This is a genomic window from Rossellomorea sp. NRS-1567 (assembly GCF_050467885.1).
GTDB classification, from domain to species: Bacteria; Bacillota; Bacilli; order Bacillales; family Bacillaceae_B; genus Rossellomorea; species Rossellomorea aquimaris_C.
The window spans coordinates 22469-46988 of record NZ_JBITPL010000006.1; the positions used below are offsets into that span (position 1 = coordinate 22469).

The window sequence follows — 24520 nt, forward strand, 5'->3', positions numbered from 1 at the left end:
TATCGCGTGTTACATCGTATGTTTAATTGTTTGTTTATCTTGATAACGCTCTAAGCCAAGCTCCACTAATTTTCCGATCAGGGTAGGATAGTCTACTCCTGTGTGCTTCCATAGAAGCGGGAACATACTGAATGGTGTGAAGCCGGGCATCGTGTTGACTTCATTCATATAAATCTGACCATCTTCGGTTAAGAAGAAGTCCGCACGCACAAGTCCTGAACAATCCAGGGCTTTATACGATTGAATCGCGATATTCTTCATTTCATTGTAAATGCTTCCCTCTACTTCTACAGGAATGATGAGGGCAGTTTCTCCGTCTTCATATTTCGCTTTGTAATCATAGAAGTCTTTTTTAGGTACGATTTCACCTGCAACTGAGCATTCCGGCTGGTCATTCCCTAATACGCCAAGCTCAATTTCACGTGCTTTCACACCTTCTTCGATGATGATCTTACGGTCGAACTGGAACGCTTCTTCGAAAGCCGTCTGCAATTCTTCACGCGACGTACATTTGCTGATTCCAACTGATGAACCTAAGTTAGCCGGTTTCACAAAACAAGGGTAGCCAATCTCTTCTTCCACTTGTTTGTAAGCGGACTCAGGATTTCCTTTCCATGTGCTGCGGATGAACCATGTGTAATGGACTTGCGGAATGCCTGCTTGTGCAAATAAATTCTTCATGATGACTTTATCCATTCCAGCAGATGAGGCAAGGACGCCATTTCCTACATACGGAAGGTTTAACAGTTCAAGCATTCCTTGAACCGTTCCGTCTTCCCCATTTGGTCCGTGAAGCAACGGGAAGATCATGTCGTACCCTTCAGACCCAGAAGGAGAGATGGATGTACTTAAGGCATTAGGGGCAATTTCTTCCCCATCCTTAAACTGTAATGCTTTCACATCTTCAACGGGAGCATTCAGTTGTGGACCTTTGATCCACCTGCCTTCCGCCGAGATGAAAATAGGGTGAATTTCATATTTATTTAAGTCCAGGGCTCCGATCACGGCCTTGGCTGTTTGCAGGGATACATTATGTTCAGCAGATTTACCGCCGTACAGTAAGCATAACTTCGTTTTCATATATGAGTTACCTCCAATATTCACAATAGATGTTTCTATTTTATCACTTTCATCGGAAAGGGAAAGAATGATTCCTATGGAAAATAAAAATTACCACATTTGTCTTGATTCGAAAGACATTTAAGTCAAAGCCCATTATATATGTATGCAAAGGAAAACTAGTCCTGCGACAGGGAGCGAACAACATTATTCTGAATACATTTAAAATTTCGCCTATTTGAAAAGCTATTAAAATATCCCCCTATAAGGTGTACAATCTTTCTATTAAAAACATTTGTATTTTCGAGGAGGACACCAAGATGAGAAAGCTAGGTTTACTGCCTAAGATCCTCTTAGGTATTGCTTTAGGTATTGTCATTGGAGCGTTTGCACCAGAGTGGTTCGTTAAAATCTTCGCTACATTTAATGGATTATTCGGTAATTTCCTAGGATTCGCCATTCCATTAATCATTATTGGATTTATTGCTCCAGGAATCGGATCCATGGGTAAAGGAGCTGGTAAGCTTCTCGGTTTAACCACAGCTCTCGCCTATGGTTCCACGGTGTTGGCCGGCTTACTCGCCTTTACGGTTGCGAAGTCTATTTACCCAACTTTGTTAGCAAATCAAACGTCCCAATCATTTGAAAATCCCGAAGAAGCTCTCCTAAAAGGTTTCTTCACAGTGGAGATGCCACCTATCATGGGCGTTATGACGGCTTTACTCATTGCCTTCACCATTGGTCTTGGAATGGCTGCCATTAAGGGAGACGCTCTTCAAAAGGGCATGAATGAATTCAGAAACATCATTGAACTTGTGATTGAAAAAATCATTATTCCGCTCTTACCGGTTCATATTCTTGGAATTTTCGCGAACATGACTCAAGGTGGACAAGTCAGTGCCATCATGTCTGTTTTCGCTAAAGTATTTGTTATGATCATTCTTTTACATGTAGTCTTTTTAATTTTACAATATACAACGGCTGGAACGTTAAGAAAACAAAACCCGCTTTCTATGATGAAAAGCATGCTGCCAGCTTACTTTACGGCACTGGGGACTCAATCTTCGGCGTCTACGATTCCCGTAACGCTTGAGCGCTCAAAGAAAATCGGTTCCAGGGAACGAATTGCAGATTTCTCTGTACCTCTTTTGGCAACGATCCATCTATCAGGTAGCACGATTACTCTTGTTAGCTGTGCCATGGCGGTCATGTTCATTCAAGGAGAAGCGTTACAGTTCACTCAGCTATTCCCATTCATTCTGATGCTTGGAATCACGATGATTGCGGCACCTGGTGTTCCGGGTGGAGCTGTCATGGCTGCCCTTGGATTACTTGAAACGATGTTGGGCTTCGGACCAACAATGACATCACTCATGATTGCCCTTTACCTTGCACAAGACAGCTTCGGTACAGCGTGTAACGTAACAGGTGATGGCGCGATCACGTCGATTGTGGACAAACTGACACAGAAAAAAAAAGTACCTCTTTCTAAAATAAAAGCAAGCTGATATATACGGAGGTCCGTCCCTACTAGTAGGGACGGACCTCTATTTTCTTGTTGAAGGCCTTCTTTTCCTTATTCCCCTAAGACCATCCCCCGCAAGTGGCCGTTTTGACGAGGCGACCACCAAATCCATCGAGATGCATCCTACAACAGTGATTCGTTCATATCTGGCACCCTTTCTTTTTATTCGATTAAACGAGCTTTCCTCATGAGAGCGCTATTTTCTGTATAATGGAAATATTAATATATTAAAGGAGTGCTCATGAATTGAATTTAACCGGTCAGCGTGTAACACTTAGAAAAGTAGAAGAAGGAGATCTTTCTACTCTTTGGGACTATATTTATGGGGATCCTTCTCCCGAATGGAAAAAATGGGACGCCCCTTATTTTGAACATAAACGCTTAACACGTGAAGAGTACATAGAATCATCCATAAAAAATAAAAGCCGCAGCGATGAATTCCAGCGCATCATTGAAGTAGACGGAACCATCATTGGAACCATCGGATATTATTGGAAGTACGAACCTACCAGATGGCTTGAAGCCGGCATCGTCATTTATGACCCTTCCTATTGGAACGGAGGCTACGGAACAGAAGCGTTATCCCTCTGGGTGGACCACTTATTTCAAACAAAGGAAATTGGCCGTGTTGGCATCACCACCTGGTCAGGAAATGAACGGATGATGAAGGCAGCAGAAAAAATCGGGATGAAACTCGAGGGGAGAATGCGCAAATGCCGTTATTACAATGGAGTATACTACGACTCCATCCGTATGGGCATGATTCGAGATGAATGGGAAGAACAGCGTCCTCTATAAAGGAGATTCAGTATGAAAACAATCATCTTAGTCGGTGGCGGACACAGTCACCTGCATTGCTTAAAAAAACGGATAAAAAACCAGGATGATAACGTGAAGTGGGTCCTCATTTCCCCTTCACGTTTTCAATATTATTCAGGAATGTTCTCCGGATATACGGAAGGGATCTATTCTTTAGAAGAAACGCGAATCGATTTAGAGGGATTGTGTGAGAACGCTGAGTGTGAATTCGTCGAAAGGACCGTTCTATCGATCGACCCTGATCAGCAGCATCTTCTAACGGACAAAGGGGATATCTTCACTTACGACTTTGTTTCCTTCGACATTGGATCCCGCAATGACTCATTGAAAATCGAGGGCTTACACGAACACAATCTCCCGATCAAACCAAACTATCGTTTCCCTGAGCAAATAGAGAAGTTGCATAACAGCAGGAAAACCGTCTTTATCGGAGGCGGGGCGGCAAGTATTGAAATGGCATTGTCATTGAAGGCATGGAAGGTGGACAACGGCTTTAAGAATCATTTGGTAACGGTTGTTCATGCCTCCCCCCTCTTAGAAAAAGCCGGTTCCCATTCTTCGAAAAAAATAACAGGGCTTACTCTTTCAAAAGGGGTTGAGCTACATCAGGGGCGAGTTGAAAAAGTAGATGAGACTCGCGTATATGCAGATGACGGCACGAGCATCGACTACGATGAAGTGATTTTTCTAGGAGGACCTAAAGCACCTCCCCTATTCGGGAGCAGTATTTTACCGACAGATGAAAAAGGTTTTCTGCTGGTGAACAGCTATCTTCAATCAGTGGAATATCCCAACGTATTTGGAACCGGGGATTGCGCGACTTTAAAGGACTTCCCGGATATTCCGAAAAATGGGGTGACAGCTGTACGCCAAGGACCTGTCCTGTGGAAAAACCTGAACGGAGCTGCGGCAAACGGAAAAATCATTCCTTTTGAGCCTCAGGAACGCTACCTTGCGATTATGTCTGTAGGAGATAAGCGAGGCTTTTTGACGTACGGATCGTTTTCATTGGTCAGCGGCTGGGCCTGGCGGTTGAAGAATTGGATTGATGTGCGGTTTGTGAGGCGGTATGGTGGGTGAAATGATAGGTTTTGTTGTTCGACATTTGTTGAGCCAAGGTGTGTACACATTTCCACCAAAAAAAACGCAACCGCCTCCCAGCAGTCGCGCCTCCTACATCTATCATCTAAAAATTTCAACAAACTTCTTACTAATCACAGGCAGGACACCATCAAACAACTTCTCTCTCCAATACAGATCCGCTACCTGCTGTACAGCTGCAGCGTGATTCGGGTAGGGATAGACCATATTGGACAGTGCGCCGATTTTGCTTCCTTTTTCCATGGCGAACACGACGGGTTGCATCCAATCTCCTGCGCCGGAACCGACTGCGTGGGCACCGAGGATCTTCCCGCTTCCGTCTGTGATGATTTTGACAAGGCCCTCTGTGTTGTGGTCTGCTACGAACCGATCGACTTCGTCTAATGTTTTTTTATAGACTTTGTACTCTAATCCTTTTTCCACAGCCTCTTCCTCGGTTATCCCGATATGAAAGATCTCAGGTGTGGTATAGGTTGTCCATGGCAGTTTGTTGTAGGAAATTTTACGTTTCAAACCGAATACGGCATTTTGGACGACAAGCTTCCCTTCCATTCCTGCCCCATGGGTGAATGGATATTGACCGTTGACATCCCCAATGGCGAATATGTGAGAATGGTTCGTTCTTAGTTCATCATTCACTTTGATGAAGCCCCGACTGTCAACTTGGACTCCGGCAGCAGATAGATTTAAAGATTCCGTACCAGGCTTTCTACCGGTAGAGAGGAACAATAAATCGCCTTCCACCGTGTGTTCTACACCGTCCCTCACATAGTGGACCACTTTCTCACCGTTCTTCTCAGAAACACATTTAATGTCCGCTCCATACACAAACTGAATATCCCTTTCCAATATACCTGTTGCTGCTTCACGGATTTCCTTATCTTCCTTCACCAGTATCTCATCGTGCTTCTCCAGGACAACGGCTTCTGATCCCAAATGAGAGAATGCTTGTGCCAGCTCTAAACCAATCGGACCTCCCCCGATAAACACGACTCGACGGGGCAGTTCATCCACTTCAAATACCGTTTCATTCGTGTGATATTCCACGTCTTCCAAGCCTTCAATTCCAGGAATGAGCGGACTTGATCCTGTTGCAACGACTATTCTTTTCCCCGAGATCCGGTCCTCTTTTTCCACTAAAATCGTGTGAGGATCGAGAAACTCTGCTCCTCCGAAATAAATATCGACCCCTAGTTGCAGGAATCGGTTGGGATCGTCATGCTGTTGAATGTGGGCAATGGCTACTTTGACTCTCTCCCTTATCATTTTCATATCGACGGAACCCTTTGTATCGAAACCGTAATCATTGCTTGCCCGGATCATAGCCACTTCTCTCGCCGATTGGATGAATGCCTTGGATGGAACGCATCCAAAGTGCAGGCAGTCTCCACCCAGAAGTCCGCTTTTTTCGATGAGGGCCACTTTTGCTCCAAGAGACGCGGCCCCCGATGCGACGGTCAGTCCACCTGCCCCTCCTCCTATTACAATTAAATCGTATTGATCCATCTTGATCTCTCCTTATGAAAGTAATCGTTTCGCTTCTGAAAATCGCTGTAAGCCCGTGTACAATTCCACTGCAAAAAAAAGCAAGGTGGTCCACAGGACGATGGACGGAAATAGCATCATGACGCTGAACAGAATGAATCCTTCCGTCCTTTCAGCAAGTCCTGCTTGATAATAAAAGGATTTCATCCCCTGTTTCTCTGATACGGCTCCGACTGTCAGGAAAATGGTCATGGAAATAATGATGGATACGCTTAGTAAAAGGAGCGCCCACATGATCTCCGGGTGTAAGAAAGCAACGCCCAGAATGACACTGATCTCGACGATGCGATCAAAAGTGACATCCATGACTGTTCCAAAGGGAGATGGTTTGGTTAATCGGGCCATGGTACCATCCACCGCGTCCAAAAAGCCGGATAACCATAATAAGAGGACGGCTAAGATCGGGAATCCAAAATAATAGACCAGACCTGTAGCTGAACCTACTATAAAAGCAATCAACGTCACCTGATTGGCTGAAAATCCCCTTTTCAAAAATAAACGTGCTGTTCCCTCTATACTTGGCTGCACCCACTTACGGGCATGCGTATCTAACATGTGTTTCCCACCCTTTACTTGTCCTCTTTACTCGATAATCCCAGCCATGCTTTCATTTTTTTCTTAAAGATTAACGGGACGATGATCATCATCAAGAAAAAGCCGATGGCAATATATAAATTCGTTCGATCTTCCCCTACCAAGCTTGACCCGAGAAATACATACCCAAACGTACCAGGTAGAATCCCGATGGCTGTAGCGATGATGAAAGGGGTGTATCTCACCTTCCCCATGCCGGCAAGGTAACTGATGAGATCGAAGTTTAAAAACGGCACGAGCCGTAATAGTAATACATAAACAAAACCGCTCTCCTCCATCTTCTCGCGGATCTTAATCATGCGAGGAGATGGTCTTTTTAATAGTTTTGCCCCAAGGAAGCTTGCAGTATAATAGGCTACCGTTGCTCCACCTAAGGCCCCGATCAGAATGTAGATAAAGCCCTCAAATGCACCGAAAGCAAGACCTGCAGCCAATGAGAGGATGGAAGCTGGAAAAAGAATCAGCGGACGAATCGTATAGACGATAATAAAAACAATGGGAGCCCAAATACCATAAGACACGATCCAATCTCTGATGTCTTGAGGCTTTACGTAAAAAAAATTCCGGCTCAGCCACATGAGGAGCAGTAATATGGCAATGAACAACAGGATCTTACCGATTTCCTTCTTCTTCATTCTTCTTCCCTCCTATTCCTCTTTCTGAAACGTTTGGATGCTCTCTTCCTCTGCATAAAGCCAGATGTCTTCAGTAGAAACCTCTAGTTCAATTGGTAGATTTAGCTTCTGCTTTAGTTCATCCACCCATACTTCATAGAGATTGGTCCCTGCTACAAATAACTTTTGTATCACAGTTCCTTTCCATCGTGGCAAGGCACCGTCAGCTACGTCGCAGCTTACCTTTATGTGGGAAGCGTGAATGAATTGCTTCTGATTCAGGGTGAGACCGTCACTCATGAAAGATGCCACAAATGGAGTGTGTGGCCGATAATAGATATCCTCCGGTGTTCCTATCTGCAAGAATCTGCCGCTCTGTAAAACAGCCACTCGATCTCCAAGTTCATATGCTTCATCACGATCATGGGTGACGAATATGACGGTTGTTTCTTCTTCTTTAAAAATCTGCCGGACCCATTGCCTCAGTTCCTTCCTTAGCTGCAAATCCAGACTGCTGAAAGGTTCGTCCAAAAGCAAAAGCTTCGGTTTCAAAATCAGAGAACGAATCAGGGATACCCGCTGCTGCTGACCACCGGAAAGCTCAGAGGGATAATGATGCATCACTTCTCCAAGGCCGACTCTTTCAATATAGTTCATGGCTTTTATCCTGTTTTCCCCTTTATTTCTTACCTTCATTTCTAACCCATACATGACATTTTCAAGGACATTCATATGAGGGAATAATAATGGCTGTTGAAAGACCATCCCAATGGGGCGTTTTTGAGGCTTTAAAGAGGTGATATCGTTCCCATCAATATACGTATTCCCTTCTGTCGCAGACTCTAACCCGGAGAGAATGCGAAGGAATGTTGATTTACCGGACCCGGATGCTCCAACCAATGTAAGTATCTCCCCTTTTTTTAATGAGAACGTTACGTTGGTTAAGATCTCTTTATCTTTAAATGATTTGGTTAATTGATTAATTTCTATGAATGAACTCAAAGGTTCTTCCTCCCTCTTGGATGTTGATAAGGGAGTAAGAATTTCAAACACCCTTCCAAAATGATGTAAAGCAAGATGGGAATGAGGGCGAACACGATGGAGAAGGCTGCCATCACCGCTTCATCTGCCGTATCGGTAAAAGGATAATAGACCATCGAGAGCGTCACGACATTCCCTCCCCCTATAATCGCTGTAAGCACATATTGGCTCAGGCTGATGACAATCGTCAGGAATAAAACACTCCGAATGCTTGGAAGAAGCAAGGGCATTTCAATATGGTAAAAACGTTGAAAAGCTCTGCCTCCAAGCATAGCTGATTGCTCGATTAATTTCGTACCGATCCTCTCATAGCCTGTTTTAAACATTTTGATACTATACGGAATGGTGGGTACTAAGTGAACGAGAGCCACGCCGGTCCAGTGATCAGCCAGTCCATATCGTATGAACGTAATATGAAGTCCGATTGCCACCACTAATACGGGTAGGAATAGCGGCAACATAAGAAGTGCTTCCACGATGGACTTCCCTCTGAACGACGATAATGAAAACACTCTTCCTGAAGTAACGCCAATCAGAAGATTGATCGCCAGTACCACAATGGCAATCCAGATGGAGGCACCAATCGAATCCACGAATTCCCCCTCATTTATTAGCACCTGCCACGCCCTTAAACCAGGTTCAACAGGAACCGGACTCCCCCATCTCCAAACACCGAAAAAACTTTTATAAATTAAAAATAAGAAAGGAAACACAAAAAGAAGGAAGGATATGATATAAAATAACGATTTTCTCATGTGAACACCTCTAATTTCCAATCCCTTTTGTAATGTGCATTCGTTTCTTGTTTGTGAAGTAAATAAGGAGCCACATCACGAACCCAATGCCAAGCCCGACTAATACGAGTGAGGCGAAAGCCAAGGGACGGTCACTCCAGCTGCCACTGTAAAACCAGTCGTAAACAAGGATGGCCAGCATTTGCGGTGACGTCACTCCCAGAAGCCGGGGCACTTCAAATGCTGTAAAAATGAATGCGAACAGAATCGCTCCGGTTTCAACGAGAACGGGAAGGATAAATGGCCATTCTGCCACCCAAAATGCTTTATAGGGACCCGCCCCCAGTAAAGAAGCGATCTCTTTATAGTTTTTAGAAAGCGTCGCGTAAACAGGTAACAGCATCAGGGTAACAAAGGGTACCTCCTTCCAGACATACGTCAGAATGATTCCGATCCCATTCCGATCCTGGACCAGGGTCGGGAATTGACTTCGGTCGTCGATCCAACCGGCCATTCCGAACACATTGGAGAAAAAACCACTGTGATTAAAGAGCAAATAGACGAGATAAGCCCATACAAAATGGGGAACCAGCATGGGAATCCATACAAGAAGTTTATGTTTATTTTCCTTTAGTAAAGGTGAGAATGCCTTCACAATCCCCAATCCAATGCAAAGAGATAGAATGGTCGAGATGGAAGTCACAGTCAAACTGAAGAGAAAGGATGTCACAAAACGCTTCTCTTTGAATAAATCAGCGTAGTGCCCGAATGTGATAGTTCCTTCACTTCTAACGCTTTCCAGTAAAGCAAGCACGATACCAAGTCCCGGAATGAAGATAAAAAAGAGTAGGGCGGGAATGAGGAGAAACGTGTTATTGACTCTCTGCCACTTCACGGATCCAGTTCTCCTTTAACCATTCCACGTACGCCGCATCCAGTTCTCCCCTATAGGTCTCTTCGAGTATAGATGCCTTCAGTACACTTCCTCCCCGATCCACGCTCATAAATTTATTTCTCCATTCCTCATTCAGCTTTTCATAGGAAATAGGTGAACTTTCCCCCCAGTAGTCAGGCTTTATTTTCTCAAACTGAGCTTCAGGAGAGAGTAGTTCATTGATGGCCACCAGCGCTCCTTCTTTGTTTGGGCTATTGAATGGAATAGCCAGGAAATGAGTGTTCCCGATTGATCCCACATCGTTTAATACGAATGACTTTGTGCTTTCCGGGAACACCCCATCTTTGATCAAATGTTCTGCTCTCGCTTCGTTGTATCCCATTGTCATCCAAACCTCTTCCTGGCTATATAGCTTATCAAGGTCTGTTAATGTGGCGGGGTACGTTTCTCCTTCTCGCCATAAGAACGGCTTCATGTCATTCAGCTCTTTCCATACCTCTTCCCCCATCTTCTCTGCTGTTCCTTCGTCGAATGAAGACTGAGCTAAATCCCGGTCCGATTTCGCATAAAGAACATGTCGAAGAAAGGCATTCCCGGTAAAATCGGCCGGATTAGGATAGGTGAATTTCCCCGGATGCTCTTTCATGAATGCTTTTAATTCATCGAAGCTGGAGGGGGGATTTTTCACTTTTTCGCTGTTATAAAAGAAGACAAATTGAACCTTTCCCCACGGTGCCTCATACCCTTCTGTTTCCGTCCCGAAGTCATAATGAAACGCTTGACTTTCTGTATCATAATATTTCGTGAAGTTTGGTAACTTATCTGTAAACGGACCTGCAAGTAAGTCATTTTCTTTTGCATTTTTAAAGTTTTCTCCATTAATCCATACGATATCGATCGTTCCTTTCTCTTTGCCCGCCCGCTTCTCCGTTTGTAGCTTTTGCAGAATTTCCGGTGTATCCAAAGGTACTCGATTTAACTCGATATTATTTTTTTCTTTCAGCATAGGAGCAACTACGTCATCAATATAACGGTTAATCCCATCGTCACCGCCCCACATGAAGAGATTCACTTTCGTTCCTTCTGCTACCGACGTGATGGTTTCCCAATCTTCATCGGGAAGTCCCCCCCTATCGGTTGCATTTGAAGGACCACAAGCAGATACTAATAGTAAGGAAATAAAACCAATAATAGCCAACCATTTTTTCATACACCTTGCTCCTCTGCTCTTTTTCTATAATTCTATTGTACTGAACCTCCTGATAGAAAAAAGTAATCTGCCTTACATATGTAAATCTATGCCCTTGTAAAGGAAGAAAGAAACAAGTTCAGCACATCCTCATGTGTCATCGTGCTCATATTCGGGAAGACTTGTAACCTTTTGGGATAAACCTTGTCTAATACAGTAAGGAGGTGGATTTGGCATGAAGCGATTGATCATGTTATTTATTATACTTGTGGCAGGAATAGCTGGCTGCGGTACGGCTGACGAGGAGAACAGCAGTCAATCCAAAGAGGATCAAAACTCAGGAGCTGGTGAAGATATTTCTGTACAGAAAGGGATTGTTGCAGGCGAAATGGAACCTTCATTAACAAAACAAGATGGAAGCGGTCAGGTTGTCTATGTATATTCAATTAAAAACCAAACAGAGCAAGAGAAAACCTTCGTTTTTTCATCAGGACAAACCATTGACTTTGAACTTAGAAACGATAAAGGTGAAGTAGTGTATAAGGACTCAAAAAATAAGATGTATACCCAGGCAATCCAGGAGATCACCGTGAAACAGGGTGAAGAATTTTCCCAGAAGGTTGTTGTTCCCAATGTCGGGAGCGGTACCTATACATTGACCGTTTGGTTAACGGCTAAAGGAGACCAGAACTATCAAGCTAAAACAGAGGTACAGGTGGATCAGTAGAACATAAAAAGGATTAATTTCACATGCTCAGAAGACAGTGAGATTAATCCTTTTTTGCATAAACAGGTAAAGGGCCATTTAAGGAAATTCGCTCTGGCGTCACAATACAGCTTCTCCCAAAAAATCGGACACCCTGATCTTGGGCTTCTTCCATGACCCGGGAAAAATGGGGGTCGATTTCAGGAGCGGAAGTGATCCCCCGCAAATCCGTTCGCTGAGCAATAAACAGGACGGCTGTTTGATAGCTTCCTTTCGCCTGAAGATGTGTAAGCTCCTCTACATGCCTTGCACCTCTTGACGTGACGGCATCAGGAAATTTCCCTACTCCTTCTTCTACCATGGTGACACTTTTTACTTCAAGCAGTAATTTTTGTTCATTTTGTTTGTGGGTGAGTAAGAAGTCAAAGCGTGAGTTTCCTACTGTATATTCGGCTTTTTCTAACCGCCAGTCCTTTAGCTCTTCCAGCACTTCCAACTGTAAGGCTTCGAGCACTAACCGATTCGGATATTGGGTATTCAAAGACACATACATATCGTTAGAAGCATCATACGTCATGACGGCTGACCATTTTGTTTTTCTTTTAGGATCGGTTGATGCCTGAAGCCAGATCGGGTTTCCACGCACCAATAATTCTTTTAATCTGCCTGGATCAGGTAAATGGACTTTCTCTATTGAACCTGAAGGGAGCTGACACTCGAGCACAAATCGATTGAGGCGCTCGAGAAACACTCCTCGAACCAAGTTGTCATGAAACTGAATTTCAACCAAGCTTTCACGCTCCTTCTTTCCTCATTACCGAAGTAAAGCACTCCAGCTTTTCGTTTTACGATCATAGGATAATAATCCGTTTGCTGGTGATTTCCGGATTTGCTTATAATCTTCCGCCATCTCGTCCATATCGTAATAATCACCGATTACCCATATAGGGATTTCTATCTTGCCTCTCGTTAGTATGGCTTTTTCCAACGAAATGACCATACCTTCTTTTAATTTGTCTCTAAAGGAATGAATCACTTCCTGACCGATGATAGGATAGTCTTTCTCTTTCTTCATACCAAATAAGCCTTTTCCGCCTTTGACTGTACTCAATTTCGAAGAAACCGTCGCTCCTAACATATGATAGAAGTCTTCAATTTCCCGATAATAAATCTTATTAAACCACCCATCATCATGGGAAAGGTACGCGTAACGATTGTTCAACTTTGAATAAAAAGGAGGGTTCAGGGGTTGCTTGACGTGTCCCATATAAAGAAGCTCAGCGATTTCCTGACCGTTCAATTCGTTGACTCCCACTTCTTCATCAAAGTCAATCCAACAGAAATCACCATAGCTCTGTACCCCATCATTCATGATCTTCTTCATTTCATCCTGTTCCACATACTCCATATGCGTATGTATATTAAAAGCGCCATGCTCGTACTGATGCTTAATGAGAAGTAGATTCTTCAATGGTTCTCGGGCATTTGAAGCAAACTCGTTGAAATTGATCCCGTAGGAAACGACATACTGACGTTCCGTATTCTTGTGAACATAGATGATATCTTTAACCTGATTATTTGCCTTCAAGAACATTCCCTCCATCTGATTGACACGATGCACAACTCGTAGTTTCTATTTTAGCAAATATGTATGGTACTTGTTCTTTTCTATTTCATTTCAAAATGATGACAAAAGTCGCAGGTAATTGTCGAAAATAGTCATATTGCAGGACTGTTGGCTTTCATTATTTCTAATTAGGTTTACCGGAAGGGAAGGAATCGCGGTCACGTTTTTAGGCCACGGCACTTTCTTCTCATATTCTGAAGACATATTATGATCACAATTATGTAAAAAATGGTATTCCTCTTCCCTCTTCCTCTGTCTGATCCCACTCCTATAGGCTTTATCATTGATTTCATTTCGACAAATGACGTTTGATGCCTGTCACATCCCGTCAGAACTTCCGTATTTTATCAGGTCATGAGTAGAAATTTCCCTTCATTTCTATTAGACTAGGAATGTGAAATCTTTAGAAATTCAGGTGAATTGATTATGGAAACTCGCCAGCGATTTGCTGACAAGATCGATTGGGGTCTTCTCTTTTTATTAATGTTGTTTTTTATCGTCAGTGCTATGGGAATAAGCAGTGCCCAGACCTCAGGTCAATATGGGACAAACTTTGTGATAAGACAGGCTTTTTGGTATGTCGTAGGTGGAATTATTATTGGTGGAGCCTTATTCCTTGATTCCGATCAGTATAAGCGACTTGCCTGGTACATATACGGTGCAGGGATTTTCCTGCTACTAGTATTACTCATCTCACCGGAAAGCATCGCCCCTTACAGAAACGGAGCCAAAAGCTGGTTCATGCTTGGACCGCTTGGTTCGATTCAGCCTTCAGAATTTATGAAGACGTTCTTAATTCTTGCTCTGGCACGAATCATTACGAATCATCATGAGCTATACCCAAGTAAAACATTGCAAACAGATTTTCAGTTGTTAGTGAAAATCGGGGTCACGACTCTCCTTCCCCTTGCTTTTATTATGCAGCAGCCGGATTTAGGGACTTCCCTTGTTATTTTAGCCATCATGACCGGAATCATCTTAGTTTCAGGTATTACGTGGAAGCTGATCGTTCCGATATATGCTTCTATCGGAGTGCTTGGGGGAATCATCCTTTCACTTGTGATTTGGGCCCCTGAGCTGCTTGAAAAATATTTAAATGTAAAGCCTTATCAATTTGGACGCATTTATGCTTGGTTAGATCCTTATAACTACGCAAAATTAGAAGGATTTCACTTAATTAACTCCCTTAACGCCATTGGCTCCGGGCAGATCTTCGGGAAAGGCTACAGTGATGGAGAAGTATATATCCCGGAAAATCATACCGACTTTATTTTCAGTGTGATCGGGGAGGAATACGGATTTATTGGCGCAAGCGTCGTGATCAGCTTGTACTTCCTGTTAATTTACCATCTGACGAAAACGGCATTGGACACGAAAGAACCATTCAATGCCTATGTATGCGCAGGGATTATCAGTATGATTACTTTCCATGTGTTCCAGAACATCGGAATGACGATTCAATTACTTCCGATCACCGGGATCCCCCTTCCTTTTATCAGCTATGGGGGAAGCTCTCTTATGGGGAATATGCTGGCCCTCGGACTTGTATTCAGTATGAGGTTCCACCATAAAACGTATATGTTTTCATCAGAAGATTCTTAATTACAGGTTGCATTCATCTCCAGAATGTGTAAAATGATAGTAATTATATACGAATATTCTATGATGAAGAGAGTAATTCCGACGTGGATCAAAAGCGAACCGGGGATGGTGTAAGCCTGGTGTGAAGCCTGGGATGAACCGCACTTCTGAGAAGTTTTTCTTGAAGATAGTAGAGAAAAACCGGGATCTCCCGTTATACAATGAGCGCCCTTTTGGGGAATAAGAGTGGTACCGCGAGCTAAACTCGTCTCTATGTTGGATAGAGACGGGTTTTTTTGTGTTTGATTTTATCAGGAGGTGTAGATGATGGATTTGAAATCAATAGTAGCCGATAGGCTCACGCATGTGCTGTCTGATTGGAACCAGAATAATCTTTATGAGTTGATTGAAACGCCCAAACATTCTCATTTGGGGGACCTTGCCTTTCCGTGCTTTCAGCTGGCAAGATCATGGAAGAAAGCACCCCACATCATTGCCGGAGAGATTGCCGATGCCCTCTCCTCTCCTTTTTTCAGCAAAGTAGAAGCAGCGGGCCCTTATGTTAATATCCGATTTGATGGATTGAAAGCAGGGAAAGAAATTGTTTCAGCCATCTTGGCGAAAGGCACGGATTACGGAAGTCATGAATTTGGAAATCAAAAGACCATCGTATTGGATATGTCCTCCCCTAATATTGCGAAACCTTTTTCCATGGGACATTTACGCTCTACAGTCATCGGAAATTCCATCGCCACCATTGCCGAAAAATGCGGCTATACAACAGAGAAAATCAATTATATCGGTGATTGGGGTACACAATTCGGGAAATTGATCGTCGCATTCAAAAAGTGGGGAGATCAACAAAAAGTGAAGGATAACCCGATCGCTGAATTGTTTATTTTATATAAAAAATTTCATGAGGAAGCAGAAAAGGATCCCTCACTTGAGGAAGAGGGAAGAAAAGCCTTTAAGCTATTAGAAGATGGAGACCAGGAAGTAACGGAGCTTTGGAAATGGTTTAAAGATGAATCACTTCATGCCTTTAAAACGATTTACTCGTTGCTCGGAGTGGAATTTGATTCCTATAATGGCGAAGCGTTCTTCAATGACAAAATGGATGAAGTCGTGACATTGCTTCTGAATCATGACCTTCTCGAAACCTCCGAAGGTGCGAAGGTCGTTCGTTTAGAGGGGAATCTCCCGCCCTGTCTCATCAAGAAGTCTGATGGAGCCACCCTTTATGCTACGAGAGATCTCGCTGCAGCACTGTATCGCCATCGTCAACATGACTTTGATGAAGCTCTGTATGTGGTCGGCCAGGAACAGACCACTCACTTCAAACAAGTGATGGAAGTACTGAAGAAACTCGGGTTTAACTGGGCGGATGATATGAAACATATCCCCTTCGGACTTTATCTGAAAGATGGAAAGAAGATGTCCACCAGAAAGGGCAGAGTCATTTTACTCCAAGAGGTTCTTCAAGAAGCGATTCATATGGCAGAAGAAAATATTAAGCAGAAGAACCCTGATTTAATTAATGCTTCAGAGGTGTCGAAAGATGTTGGGGTCGGCGCCATAATCTTTCATGATTTAAAAAATGATCGGGTGAACGACATTGAATTCTCCCTGGAACATATGCTGACCTTCGAAGGTGAAACAGGTCCATACATTCAATACACGTACGCCAGAGCTCAATCCATTCTGAGAAAAGCGGGTGGATCCCTTCCATTGACGTTTGAAGGGCTTGACGATGCTGAAAGCTGGGACGTGATTAAACAGTTACGCTTATTTCCGGAGATGGTCGAGAAGGCGTGGAAACACTATGCGCCTTCAACCATTGCCAAATATTTAGTCGATACCGCACAAAGCTTTAACCGTTACTACGGAAAAACTAAAATCATCTCAGAAGACTCCCAGCAGGCCTCCCGTTTAGCCTTGGTTCACGCTGTTTCGACTGTCCTCGCGGAAGGATTACGATTATTAGGAATGAAGTCTCCTTCAGAAATGTAGAATAAATAAGATTTCTGTCACTATTTCCCGAGAAATAGATTATTTCGCTTCAAGCTTTTTCAACCTTTGTTATTAGTTACATCAATCGTATTATATGTTACGAAACTTCCGTGAAGTGGTTTCATCCATACAGGATAATTCATGACTCCTTTTGTGAAAAGTGATATACTTTCTTATGTTCCATTAAAATCGAAAATTACGCTTGATCAATAAAGGAGATTACTGAACTTATGTCTGAACTACTTCACGCTTTCGAAGCTTGGTTATTGGATTATGGTGTATGGGGTCTGATTCTTGTTTCATTCGCCGATTCATCATTTTTCCCCATTCCACCTGATGTATTACTGATTCCATTAGCAATTGCCAATCCAGAGAGCGCATTGCTTTATGCACTTTATACAACGATCGCTTCCGTTATCGGTGCCCTTTTTGGCTGGTTGATCGGAAAAAAACTTGGAAGACCGATCCTTGTGCATTTCTTCTCTGAAAAAAGGATTCAAAAAGTAGAGGAATACTTTACTAAATATGGAGCAATGGCTCTTTTAATTGCTGGACTGACACCTGTGCCTTATAAGATTTTCACGATTTTCGCAGGGGTTTCCGGTGTTAAGATCAGAGTACTGGTGATCTGGTCGATTATCGGAAGAGGAATTCGTTTCTTCCTTGAAGGTGCAATCATCTTAGCACTTGGAGCTAAAGCAAAACCTTTCATTGAAGAGAACTTTACACTTCTTACGCTTGGGGCTGGTGGCGTCTTAATCACCGTTTATCTTGTATACTTGGTCATAAAGAAGAGAAAACAAACTGTATAATCACAGGAAAAGAGAGCAAGGGGACAAATAAGCCCCCTTGCTCTCTTTTTATTCTGACATTCCAACCAAAAATCGCAGATGCTTATTTAACACTTGGAGAGATTGCCTGGTTCCTTCATATAATTCCCCATCCATATCAAGCTTTTCATTCTGTCCAAGTTCGATATGGGCTTCCCTTGCTTGAATGTGCATAATATCGTCATATTGTTCACTGATATTGCCTGTACTTTTGATAACGAGAAACTCCTTTAATAACGGAAATCCACTTTTCTTGACAACGTAAATATCCATTAACCCATCCTCCATATCAATGCAGTCGGGCAGTGGATTAGAGCCTATCGATCGTCCGTTAGCGGCCAATAGCATCACCACTTCCTCTTCGATCACTTCAGTTTCCGTTGTTATCTTTACATTTAAGAGTGGGGAATCCTGAATGGATTGAAACGCACTAATATAATAACTCAGTTTTCCCAGGACACTCTTTGATCCCACGTCGATATTATCACTCGTCTGAGAGACCAGCCCCGTTCCCCAGAAATTACTGAAATACCGATGGTCCGCTTTGACGATATCGATATCCTTTTCGAAAGGACGCTCGGTAATGAGTCGGACAGCTTGTCCAATATTCATGGGAATATGTAACGAGCGTGCAAAGTCATTACACGTCCCTCCAGGGAGGAGTCCTACCAATGGCCGTTTTTCTAAGACTGCCAATCCGTTGATGGCCTCATGAATCGTTCCGTCACCACCCATAATGACCACCAGTTCATATTGACTTCCCGTTTCCTTACAGATTCTTTCGGCATCGCCTTTCTCTTTCGTTTTATGAATAATTAAGTTCGTGCAGATATCTAATAAAGGGGGCACGGCATCTTTTAACAGAACTTCTAACGTTCCTTGACCTGCCTTCCCGTTACAAATCAACAATATATCCGAAAACCTCGTCATGAATATCGTCACCTAACTTTTAGAGTAGTAAATAAAAAGAGGCTGACCCAAAACGATGAGTGATGTCATCCTTAAAGGACCAGTCCTAATACTTTCAGAGTTTCTGATTTATATCTATAATGTTCCTGACTTAGAAGCCCTTGAATTCTTGGGTCAACCTCTTTTACTATGCTGTATTGGAATCTTCTTGAGGGACTTGGAGAACAGATCGATAGGCAATCCCAAGACGACCTTTAATATAACTTTCGGGGTCATAAGGAATATGGTGATTTTCCATTCGATGAATTTCCGTTTCTGCAAACATAGCAAGTGCACGACACACCTGATCTAACGCCATGCTTGCACGATGAGGATCTGGCTGTTCCCGGCTCATACAGTAGTATGAAATTTCATCTGCCTTCTTTCTGATTTCCTTTAATGCCTGTAAATCAAACATCATTCTCTCCATACCTACCCCTCCTCTTCACTACTACTTAGTATATCGTGAAGAAAGGTGGAATATGTCTGTCCAACGTTTATCGAGGAGTAAGTTTAATAGTCTTGGGTTAACGTCTTAGGTAATGGCTGATACTGCTTCAGTGAATGAAGAATTTCACGTCTTGATTTCGTCTTTGAAATATTAACACCAACGTTCGACAATTTCGTTATCACTTTTTTTAAGCGATCGTTCTCCTTTACCACGTTAATCACCTCTTTTATAAAATGTCGTTACCTATTTGTACGTTTATTCTAAAGAAAAGTTTCACTTTTTGGTTAATGGTTTTCCTTTTCCCTAAAAATGAAACTATAATCCTATTTCCACACTTTTTCTTAGAATATTTTGTCCCTGATTACACATTTTAATATCATGAAAACAAAACTGACTCTCATCATTGTTGTACTATCCATTGTCATTAGTCTAATGGGTCTAAATGAAACGTCTGCTGCAAGCGCTTATACTGTCAGGAAAGGAGATACTCTTTGGAAAATTTCAAAGAAGTTGCGGATCGAACTGTCTGAAATAATTGAAGCCAACCCTCAATTGTCGAATCCGGATTTAATTTATCCCAATCAAAAACTCAACATCCCGACGCTTCAAAAAGCTAAATCGATTGAAGGTCAAGTCATTGATTTAACCAATCAGGAGAGGCAAAGGAACGGCCTTTCTCCTCTTCAGCTTGATTGGCAGCTAGCCGGGGTTGCCCGTTATAAATCACGTAACATGAGGGACGTTGGATATTTTTCGCACAGAAGTCCGACGTACGGATCCCCATTTGATATGATGAAAAGCTTCAACATCGAATATAGTCAGGCCGCTGAGAATATTGCAGCTGGTCAAACAAGTGCTGAGCAAGTTGTCCGTGAGTGGATGGATAGTCCGGGACATCGAAAGAACATTCTCACTGGATCCTATACTCATATCGGGGTGGGATATGCCAAGGGAGGATCTTATGGGACGTATTGGACTCAAATGTTCATTACTAAATGATAACCAGGAAACACTCTATGAAGGTCCGTCCCTCTCATTTGAAAATAATGGCTGAACGCATTAAGAATAGTTGAGGGGATTTGTTGAATAATAATCGTGTACTGTCAATTTTATTAAGGGGGAATTTACATGCAAGTACGTGATATTATGTCGACAAATGTGGAAGCTGCTTCAAATCAGGACTCACTTCAGAGCGTCGCTTCTAAAATGAGCTCCAAGAATGTCGGTTCCGTTCCCGTTGTTGAAAACGGACAAGTTGTCGGTATGGTAACAGACCGTGATATTGCTACTCGTGGACTGACTCAAGGTGCACAGGGAAATGTCTCTCAAGTAATGTCACAACAGGTTGTGACAATCTCTCCGGATGCCTCGGTTGAAGAAGCATCAGCTTTGATGTCTCAACACCAGGTCCGTCGTTTGCCTGTCGTGGAAAATGGACAGCTGGTCGGAATACTGGCTCTGGGAGATTTGGCAGTACAACAGCAATCTGATCAAAGTGCCGGAAGCGCCCTTAGTGGAATTTCACAAAATCACCTCCGCTAACTGAGGCTACAGGTGCTCACTTCTAAGCTTTCTTTATCCAAATAAGAGGCTATCTTTGCATAGCCTCTTATTTTGTGTTGAAGATGTAAAGAAGGTCCGTCCCTCCGTTCGACTTGGTTATAGGTAAGTCGGCATATTTTTCACTTTCAGGAAGGATTTTCTTGTATTGTGACGAATATGTGTAAATACAAATGATGTTTATGGAGGAGGAGGTTTTTTATGAGTCGTGCTGCACGATCGTATCGCAAGGAAGTACGTCATTTTAAACGTGAGAACCGCAGGAGAGTCTTCGCCGACAGCATTTTTGATTTCTTATTTATGTTATTTGGAATTTCAATGATTACGGGTATTTTACTATTTGCTTTAGGATTCTGGAATTATTATTAAACCTTATCCCATCCTTCTATATTAAAAATCCTCATGACAAGCATTCATACATCCCTGCTTCATATGAACAATCAAGATGTAGCCATGGATTCCTGTGGCTTTTTTTGTTGAGAAAAATGAGCTTTAACTCCTCCCTGGTTCTTGTTGTATGCCCCTTCTTATATTCAGTATTGATCAAAGATTAGCACTTATTAAAATTCTAAATAGTAACCGTTTTCAATGTTATAGTAAACTTTGTTATCTATTTTTAAGGAGGTTTTACTATGTGGTGGCGTTTTGACACTATCTTAATTCAAGAACCTATGGCAATCTTTTCATATTTAGCTGCCTTAGTAGGTCTTGTGTTCATTCTTGGGGAGTCGAAGAACCCTTTCTTACAGAAGTTCTTTCACTATGCTCCACCATTAATCTGGACTTATTTCCTTCCGATGTTATCTACAACGTTTGGAATCATCCCGGATCAGTCATCTTTATATGACTTTACATCGGCTTACATATTACCAGTCGGATTATTATTGCTGCTTCTTTCTGCGAATGTTCCAGCAACATTAAAGCTGGGTCCCAAAGCGATTACGATGTTCCTTGCCGGGACTCTTGGTGTCGTGATCGGAGGTCCCATCGCTTTAGCCATATTCCAGCCGTTTCTTCCAGAGGACGCATGGACTGGCGTAGCGGCACTTGCCGGAAGCTGGATTGGCGGGAGCGCAAACATGGCAGCCATGATTGAAGCTACTGGTACACCGAAAGAAATCCTTTCTCCTATTATTGTCGTCGATACCGTTGTCGGTTATAGCTGGATGGGAATCATGATTGCCCTTGCAGGATTCCAACATAAATTCGATAAATGGAACAAAGCGGATAACTCGATCATCCGGAAGGTGAATGAGGATATGGGAGAACTTCAACGTAAAAATTCCAAGCCTATCGAGGTTCCTTACCTTGCTGCCATTATTGGTTTAGGATTCGGTGTAGCTTACGTTGTACGAAAGTTCTCAGAAACGTTACCGGTCACCAATGTACTCTCTGCTGGAACGTGGACGATTATGATCATTTCCGCAGTCGGTATCATCTTCTCCTTTACCAAAATTCGCACCCTTGAGAACTACGGTGCAAGTAAAATCGGGTACGCAGGAATTTATCTCCTGCTTGCAACGATCGGAGCAAAAGCCGATCTTGCTTATGTATGGGATTCCCCTCAATACGTCGCAATGGGGATTGTATGGTTAGCCATTCATGTAATCATCATTTTCTTAGTCGCACGCTTACTACGGGCTCCTCTATTCTTCGTAGCTGTAGGATCTCAAGGAAATATCGGCGGAACAAGCTCGGCTCCTGTTGTAGCCTCTGTATTCCAGCCTTCTCTTGCCCCTGTAGGTTTATTAATGGGGATTCTAGGTAACGTGGTGGGAACTTATGCCGCCGTTGCATGCGCCTGGATTGCCGAATGGGTAAGCAGGACACTATAACCAATTTAAAACGGATCACTGACCATCAGTCAGTGATCCGTTTTTTTGTGAACCCTGAATTCCGGTTACGTGTCTCCCGTAATAAAAAATAATTATTCGGATAGTGAGAAATATATTATTTCAGCATAATTTTATCAACCACTACTTTGGTCTCATAATTACTAAAGAAACCTTTATTACTATGACAAAATAGTTCGACCTTCTAAATAACTATTGGTAATATTTTAATATTCAGATAATAACTTGACTTTTATTTCAAATTTTCAGATAATATTAAACGTAACCGACACAAATTTCTGAGGGGGTTATCATGGATATTTTAAACAATTTAGTCACGGAAGCAAATTCAATATTATGGGGATATATTTTAATAGGCGTACTCCTCATTTTAGGATTATACTTCACAATCGGATCTAAATTCGTTCAAATTCGCCACTTTGGTGAAATGCTTCGATTATTAGGAGATAAAGATGTGGTCGAGGCGGAAGGGGAAAAGCAAATATCATCCCTGCAGGCATTCTTTATTGGAGCAGGTACTCGAATTGGTACAGGTAATTTAGCAGGAGTAGCCATTGCCTTAGCAATTGGGGGACCTGGAGCAGTCTTCTGGATGTGGCTTGTCGCCATCCTGGGAGGAGCCAGCGCGTTTGTCGAAAGTACACTGGCCCAAATTTACAAAGAAAAGGATAAAGTTGGATTCAAAGGCGGCCCCGGCTACTATATGAAGAAACAACTGGGCAAGCCATGGATGAGTTCAATCTTCGCTGTCACCATCATCCTTTCCTTTGGGACAACCTTTAATGCGGTTCAAAGTAACACCATCGCAACAGCTTTCAGTAATTCATTCGGAATTAACACGTTTGTTATCGGAATTGTGTTAGCTGGTTTGACTGCACTCATCATCTTCGGGGGCGTTAAACGTATAGCGACCTTTTCTTCCATCATTGTTCCAATCATGGCGGTCTTCTATATTGTATTAGCTTTATTTGTAGTCATTACGAATATTACAGAAATGCCGGGAGTCATTGCACTTATTTTCAAAAGTGCCTTTGGATTTGAGCAAGTGGTCGGGGGCGGAATTGGTGCCGCGATTATGAACGGTGTAAAACGCGGACTATTCTCCAATGAAGCCGGTATGGGTAGTGCGCCGAATGCTGCCGCTACAGCATCTGTTTCTCACCCTGTCAAACAAGGCTTCATTCAGGCACTTGGTGTATTCTTTGATACGCTGCTTGTATGTTCTGCAACCGCGTTTATCATCTTAACTTCAGATGCGTACGGTTCCGGGCTGACGGGTATCGAGCTATCTCAGGCAGCCATGTCAGAGCACTTTAACTCATGGGCTGGTATTTTCTTAGCGATTGCCATTTTCACCTTTGCCTTTAGCTCCATCATTGGAAGCTATTACTACGGGGAAGCCAACCTTCCATTCATTAATAAAAGTAAGACTGGACTTCTGATTTATCGCTTCATTGCTTTAGGAATGGTGATCTTCGGTTCAGTTGCAAGCCTTGATATTGTTTGGAGCTTAGCAGACTTCTCCATGGCATTAATGGCTCTTACCAACTTAATTGCCATCGGTATTTTAGCACCAATTGCTTTTAAAGCCTTAGACAATTATATGTCTCAGCGTCGACAAGGTTTGGACCCGATTTTCTATGCAGATGATATTCCTGGTTTAAAGGGTGTCGAAAGCTGGCCAACACGTGGACGGGAAATGACTAAAAAAGCTGTGAATGAATAAAGAATCCTACCGAACAGAGCAGGCTGACAGTCTGCTCTGTTTTTCTTTGTCATTTTTTTCTATTCCATTCTCAGGTATACTACTTATAGAAAGCTAGTTAAAGGAGCCTTAC

The 24520-nt window shown here is 42.8% G+C and carries 25 protein-coding genes and 1 other annotated feature; of the genes, 12 read left to right on the forward strand and 13 right to left on the reverse strand.

The features are described from left to right. Positions 1–9: 9 nt before the first annotated feature. The gene (locus ACIFOD_RS04070; RefSeq protein WP_430313532.1) at positions 10–1080 is read right to left on the reverse strand and encodes a D-alanine--D-alanine ligase; all 1071 of its coding nucleotides are present in this window, start codon (positions 1078–1080) and stop codon (positions 10–12) included. A gap of 299 nt (positions 1081–1379) precedes the next feature. Here ACIFOD_RS04070 and ACIFOD_RS04075 point away from each other — a divergent pair, with 299 nt between their 5' ends. From ACIFOD_RS04075 to ACIFOD_RS04085, 3 genes are all read left to right on the forward strand, one after another. Further along, entirely contained in the window at positions 1380–2567 is a 1188-nt protein-coding gene (locus ACIFOD_RS04075; protein ID WP_148971281.1) for a dicarboxylate/amino acid:cation symporter, read from the forward strand. A gap of 263 nt (positions 2568–2830) precedes the next feature. Beyond that, entirely contained in the window at positions 2831–3382 is a 552-nt protein-coding gene (locus ACIFOD_RS04080; protein ID WP_430313533.1) for a GNAT family N-acetyltransferase, read from the forward strand. A gap of 12 nt (positions 3383–3394) precedes the next feature. Continuing rightward, complete coding sequence (locus tag ACIFOD_RS04085; protein ID WP_430313534.1) at positions 3395–4483, forward strand: NAD(P)/FAD-dependent oxidoreductase; 1089 nt, start codon at positions 3395–3397, stop codon at positions 4481–4483. Positions 4484–4585: 102 nt separating this feature from the next. Here ACIFOD_RS04085 and ACIFOD_RS04090 read toward each other — a convergent pair whose 3' ends face one another. The 7 genes from ACIFOD_RS04090 to ACIFOD_RS04120 all read right to left on the reverse strand — a co-directional run bounded on the left by ACIFOD_RS04090 (position 4586) and on the right by ACIFOD_RS04120 (position 11137). After that, the gene (locus ACIFOD_RS04090) at positions 4586–6010 is read right to left on the reverse strand and encodes a dihydrolipoyl dehydrogenase family protein (protein ID WP_430313535.1); all 1425 of its coding nucleotides are present in this window, start codon (positions 6008–6010) and stop codon (positions 4586–4588) included. Between the two features lie 12 nt (positions 6011–6022). Then, positions 6023–6604 (reverse strand): CDP-alcohol phosphatidyltransferase family protein, encoded by a 582-nt coding sequence (locus ACIFOD_RS04095; RefSeq protein WP_430313536.1) that lies wholly within the window; start codon positions 6602–6604, stop codon positions 6023–6025. 14 nt (positions 6605–6618) lie between these two features. Then, positions 6619–7278: a TVP38/TMEM64 family protein gene (locus ACIFOD_RS04100; protein ID WP_430313537.1), complete on the reverse strand. Its 660-nt coding sequence runs from the start codon at positions 7276–7278 to the stop codon at positions 6619–6621. A 12-nt stretch (positions 7279–7290) separates the two neighbouring features. Next, positions 7291–8259: an ABC transporter ATP-binding protein gene (locus ACIFOD_RS04105; protein ID WP_430313538.1), complete on the reverse strand. Its 969-nt coding sequence runs from the start codon at positions 8257–8259 to the stop codon at positions 7291–7293. Continuing rightward, entirely contained in the window at positions 8256–8891 is a 636-nt protein-coding gene (locus ACIFOD_RS04110; RefSeq protein WP_430313539.1) for an ABC transporter permease, read from the reverse strand. The genes ACIFOD_RS04105 and ACIFOD_RS04110 overlap by 4 nt, the downstream gene beginning before the upstream one ends. A gap of 172 nt (positions 8892–9063) precedes the next feature. Then, a complete protein-coding gene (locus ACIFOD_RS04115) occupies positions 9064–9927 on the reverse strand; it encodes an ABC transporter permease (RefSeq protein ID WP_430313540.1) in 864 nt (287 codons plus the stop codon). Next, the gene (locus ACIFOD_RS04120; protein ID WP_430313541.1) at positions 9905–11137 is read right to left on the reverse strand and encodes an ABC transporter substrate-binding protein; all 1233 of its coding nucleotides are present in this window, start codon (positions 11135–11137) and stop codon (positions 9905–9907) included. Before ACIFOD_RS04120 ends, ACIFOD_RS04115 begins: the two co-directional genes overlap by 23 nt. 214 nt (positions 11138–11351) lie before the next feature. Here ACIFOD_RS04120 and ACIFOD_RS04125 point away from each other — a divergent pair, with 214 nt between their 5' ends. Next, a complete protein-coding gene (locus tag ACIFOD_RS04125) occupies positions 11352–11843 on the forward strand; it encodes a BsuPI-related putative proteinase inhibitor (protein WP_397554405.1) in 492 nt (163 codons plus the stop codon). Between the two features lie 43 nt (positions 11844–11886). Here the strand turns inward: ACIFOD_RS04125 and sfsA are convergent, their stop codons facing one another. Both sfsA and ACIFOD_RS04135 read right to left on the reverse strand, forming a co-directional pair. Next, positions 11887–12612 (reverse strand): DNA/RNA nuclease SfsA, encoded by a 726-nt coding sequence (sfsA, locus tag ACIFOD_RS04130; RefSeq protein ID WP_430313542.1) that lies wholly within the window; start codon positions 12610–12612, stop codon positions 11887–11889. Between the two features lie 24 nt (positions 12613–12636). After that, positions 12637–13410, reverse strand: coding sequence for a hypothetical protein (locus tag ACIFOD_RS04135; protein ID WP_430313543.1), 774 nt, complete (start codon positions 13408–13410; stop codon positions 12637–12639). Between the two features lie 465 nt (positions 13411–13875). Here ACIFOD_RS04135 and ACIFOD_RS04140 point away from each other — a divergent pair, with 465 nt between their 5' ends. The 3 genes from ACIFOD_RS04140 to ACIFOD_RS04150 all read left to right on the forward strand — a co-directional run bounded on the left by ACIFOD_RS04140 (position 13876) and on the right by ACIFOD_RS04150 (position 17852). Beyond that, positions 13876–15051 (forward strand): FtsW/RodA/SpoVE family cell cycle protein, encoded by a 1176-nt coding sequence (locus tag ACIFOD_RS04140; protein WP_397554408.1) that lies wholly within the window; start codon positions 13876–13878, stop codon positions 15049–15051. Positions 15052–15102: 51 nt separating this feature from the next. Next, positions 15103–15306, forward strand: a binding site (T-box leader). Positions 15307–15357: 51 nt separating this feature from the next. Further along, positions 15358–17040, forward strand: a complete 1683-nt coding sequence (argS, locus tag ACIFOD_RS04145; RefSeq protein ID WP_430313544.1) for an arginine--tRNA ligase — start codon at positions 15358–15360, stop codon at positions 17038–17040. A 230-nt stretch (positions 17041–17270) separates the two neighbouring features. Further along, the gene (locus ACIFOD_RS04150; RefSeq protein ID WP_397554410.1) at positions 17271–17852 is read left to right on the forward strand and encodes a YqaA family protein; all 582 of its coding nucleotides are present in this window, start codon (positions 17271–17273) and stop codon (positions 17850–17852) included. Positions 17853–17900: 48 nt separating this feature from the next. Here the strand turns inward: ACIFOD_RS04150 and ACIFOD_RS04155 are convergent, their stop codons facing one another. From ACIFOD_RS04155 to ACIFOD_RS04165, 3 genes are all read right to left on the reverse strand, one after another. Further along, on the reverse strand, positions 17901–18800 hold the full coding sequence (locus tag ACIFOD_RS04155; protein WP_430313545.1) for a diacylglycerol/lipid kinase family protein: 900 nt from the start codon (positions 18798–18800) through the stop codon (positions 17901–17903). A 166-nt stretch (positions 18801–18966) separates the two neighbouring features. Next, complete coding sequence (locus ACIFOD_RS04160) at positions 18967–19248, reverse strand: hypothetical protein (RefSeq protein ID WP_397554412.1); 282 nt, start codon at positions 19246–19248, stop codon at positions 18967–18969. An 83-nt stretch (positions 19249–19331) separates the two neighbouring features. Further along, positions 19332–19490, reverse strand: a complete 159-nt coding sequence (locus tag ACIFOD_RS04165; protein ID WP_430313546.1) for an Lmo0850 family protein — start codon at positions 19488–19490, stop codon at positions 19332–19334. 157 nt (positions 19491–19647) lie between these two features. Here ACIFOD_RS04165 and safA point away from each other — a divergent pair, with 157 nt between their 5' ends. The 5 genes from safA to ACIFOD_RS04190 all read left to right on the forward strand — a co-directional run bounded on the left by safA (position 19648) and on the right by ACIFOD_RS04190 (position 24408). Continuing rightward, on the forward strand, positions 19648–20268 hold the full coding sequence (gene safA / locus ACIFOD_RS04170) for a SafA/ExsA family spore coat assembly protein (RefSeq protein WP_430313547.1): 621 nt from the start codon (positions 19648–19650) through the stop codon (positions 20266–20268). Positions 20269–20397: 129 nt separating this feature from the next. Then, a complete protein-coding gene (locus ACIFOD_RS04175; RefSeq protein WP_430313548.1) occupies positions 20398–20811 on the forward strand; it encodes a CBS domain-containing protein in 414 nt (137 codons plus the stop codon). A 219-nt stretch (positions 20812–21030) separates the two neighbouring features. Next, complete coding sequence (locus tag ACIFOD_RS04180) at positions 21031–21198, forward strand: hypothetical protein (RefSeq protein WP_181778162.1); 168 nt, start codon at positions 21031–21033, stop codon at positions 21196–21198. 263 nt (positions 21199–21461) lie between these two features. Beyond that, positions 21462–22664 carry a DUF819 domain-containing protein gene (locus ACIFOD_RS04185; RefSeq protein WP_397554414.1) on the forward strand — a complete coding sequence of 401 codons (1203 nt, stop codon included), beginning with the start codon at positions 21462–21464 and terminating at the stop codon, positions 22662–22664. Between the two features lie 310 nt (positions 22665–22974). Continuing rightward, complete coding sequence (locus ACIFOD_RS04190) at positions 22975–24408, forward strand: alanine/glycine:cation symporter family protein (protein ID WP_397554415.1); 1434 nt, start codon at positions 22975–22977, stop codon at positions 24406–24408. Positions 24409–24520: the final 112 nt, after the last annotated feature.

Excerpts from the sequence above, each read along its gene's own strand:
- ACIFOD_RS04155 (WP_430313545.1), bottom strand. The coding sequence starts at position 18,800 with ATGACGAGGTTTTCGGATATATTGTTGATTTGTAACGGGAAGGCAGGT.
- ACIFOD_RS04095 (WP_430313536.1), bottom strand. The coding sequence starts at position 6,604 with ATGTTAGATACGCATGCCCGTAAGTGGGTGCAGCCAAGTATAGAGGGA.
- ACIFOD_RS04075 (WP_148971281.1), top strand. The coding sequence starts at position 1,380 with ATGAGAAAGCTAGGTTTACTGCCTAAGATCCTCTTAGGTATTGCTTTA.
- safA (WP_430313547.1), top strand. The coding sequence starts at position 19,648 with ATGAAAACAAAACTGACTCTCATCATTGTTGTACTATCCATTGTCATT.
- ACIFOD_RS04150 (WP_397554410.1), top strand. The coding sequence starts at position 17,271 with ATGTCTGAACTACTTCACGCTTTCGAAGCTTGGTTATTGGATTATGGT.
- ACIFOD_RS04125 (WP_397554405.1), top strand. The coding sequence starts at position 11,352 with ATGAAGCGATTGATCATGTTATTTATTATACTTGTGGCAGGAATAGCT.
- ACIFOD_RS04175 (WP_430313548.1), top strand. The coding sequence starts at position 20,398 with ATGCAAGTACGTGATATTATGTCGACAAATGTGGAAGCTGCTTCAAAT.
- ACIFOD_RS04085 (WP_430313534.1), top strand. The coding sequence starts at position 3,395 with ATGAAAACAATCATCTTAGTCGGTGGCGGACACAGTCACCTGCATTGC.
- ACIFOD_RS04180 (WP_181778162.1), top strand. The coding sequence starts at position 21,031 with ATGAGTCGTGCTGCACGATCGTATCGCAAGGAAGTACGTCATTTTAAA.
- ACIFOD_RS04140 (WP_397554408.1), top strand. The coding sequence starts at position 13,876 with ATGGAAACTCGCCAGCGATTTGCTGACAAGATCGATTGGGGTCTTCTC.
- ACIFOD_RS04160 (WP_397554412.1), bottom strand. The coding sequence starts at position 19,248 with ATGGAGAGAATGATGTTTGATTTACAGGCATTAAAGGAAATCAGAAAG.
- ACIFOD_RS04100 (WP_430313537.1), bottom strand. The coding sequence starts at position 7,278 with ATGAAGAAGAAGGAAATCGGTAAGATCCTGTTGTTCATTGCCATATTA.
- ACIFOD_RS04120 (WP_430313541.1), bottom strand. The coding sequence starts at position 11,137 with ATGAAAAAATGGTTGGCTATTATTGGTTTTATTTCCTTACTATTAGTA.
- ACIFOD_RS04190 (WP_397554415.1), top strand. The coding sequence starts at position 22,975 with ATGGATATTTTAAACAATTTAGTCACGGAAGCAAATTCAATATTATGG.
- ACIFOD_RS04090 (WP_430313535.1), bottom strand. The coding sequence starts at position 6,010 with ATGGATCAATACGATTTAATTGTAATAGGAGGAGGGGCAGGTGGACTG.
- ACIFOD_RS04185 (WP_397554414.1), top strand. The coding sequence starts at position 21,462 with ATGTGGTGGCGTTTTGACACTATCTTAATTCAAGAACCTATGGCAATC.
- ACIFOD_RS04070 (WP_430313532.1), bottom strand. The coding sequence starts at position 1,080 with ATGAAAACGAAGTTATGCTTACTGTACGGCGGTAAATCTGCTGAACAT.
- argS (WP_430313544.1), top strand. The coding sequence starts at position 15,358 with ATGGATTTGAAATCAATAGTAGCCGATAGGCTCACGCATGTGCTGTCT.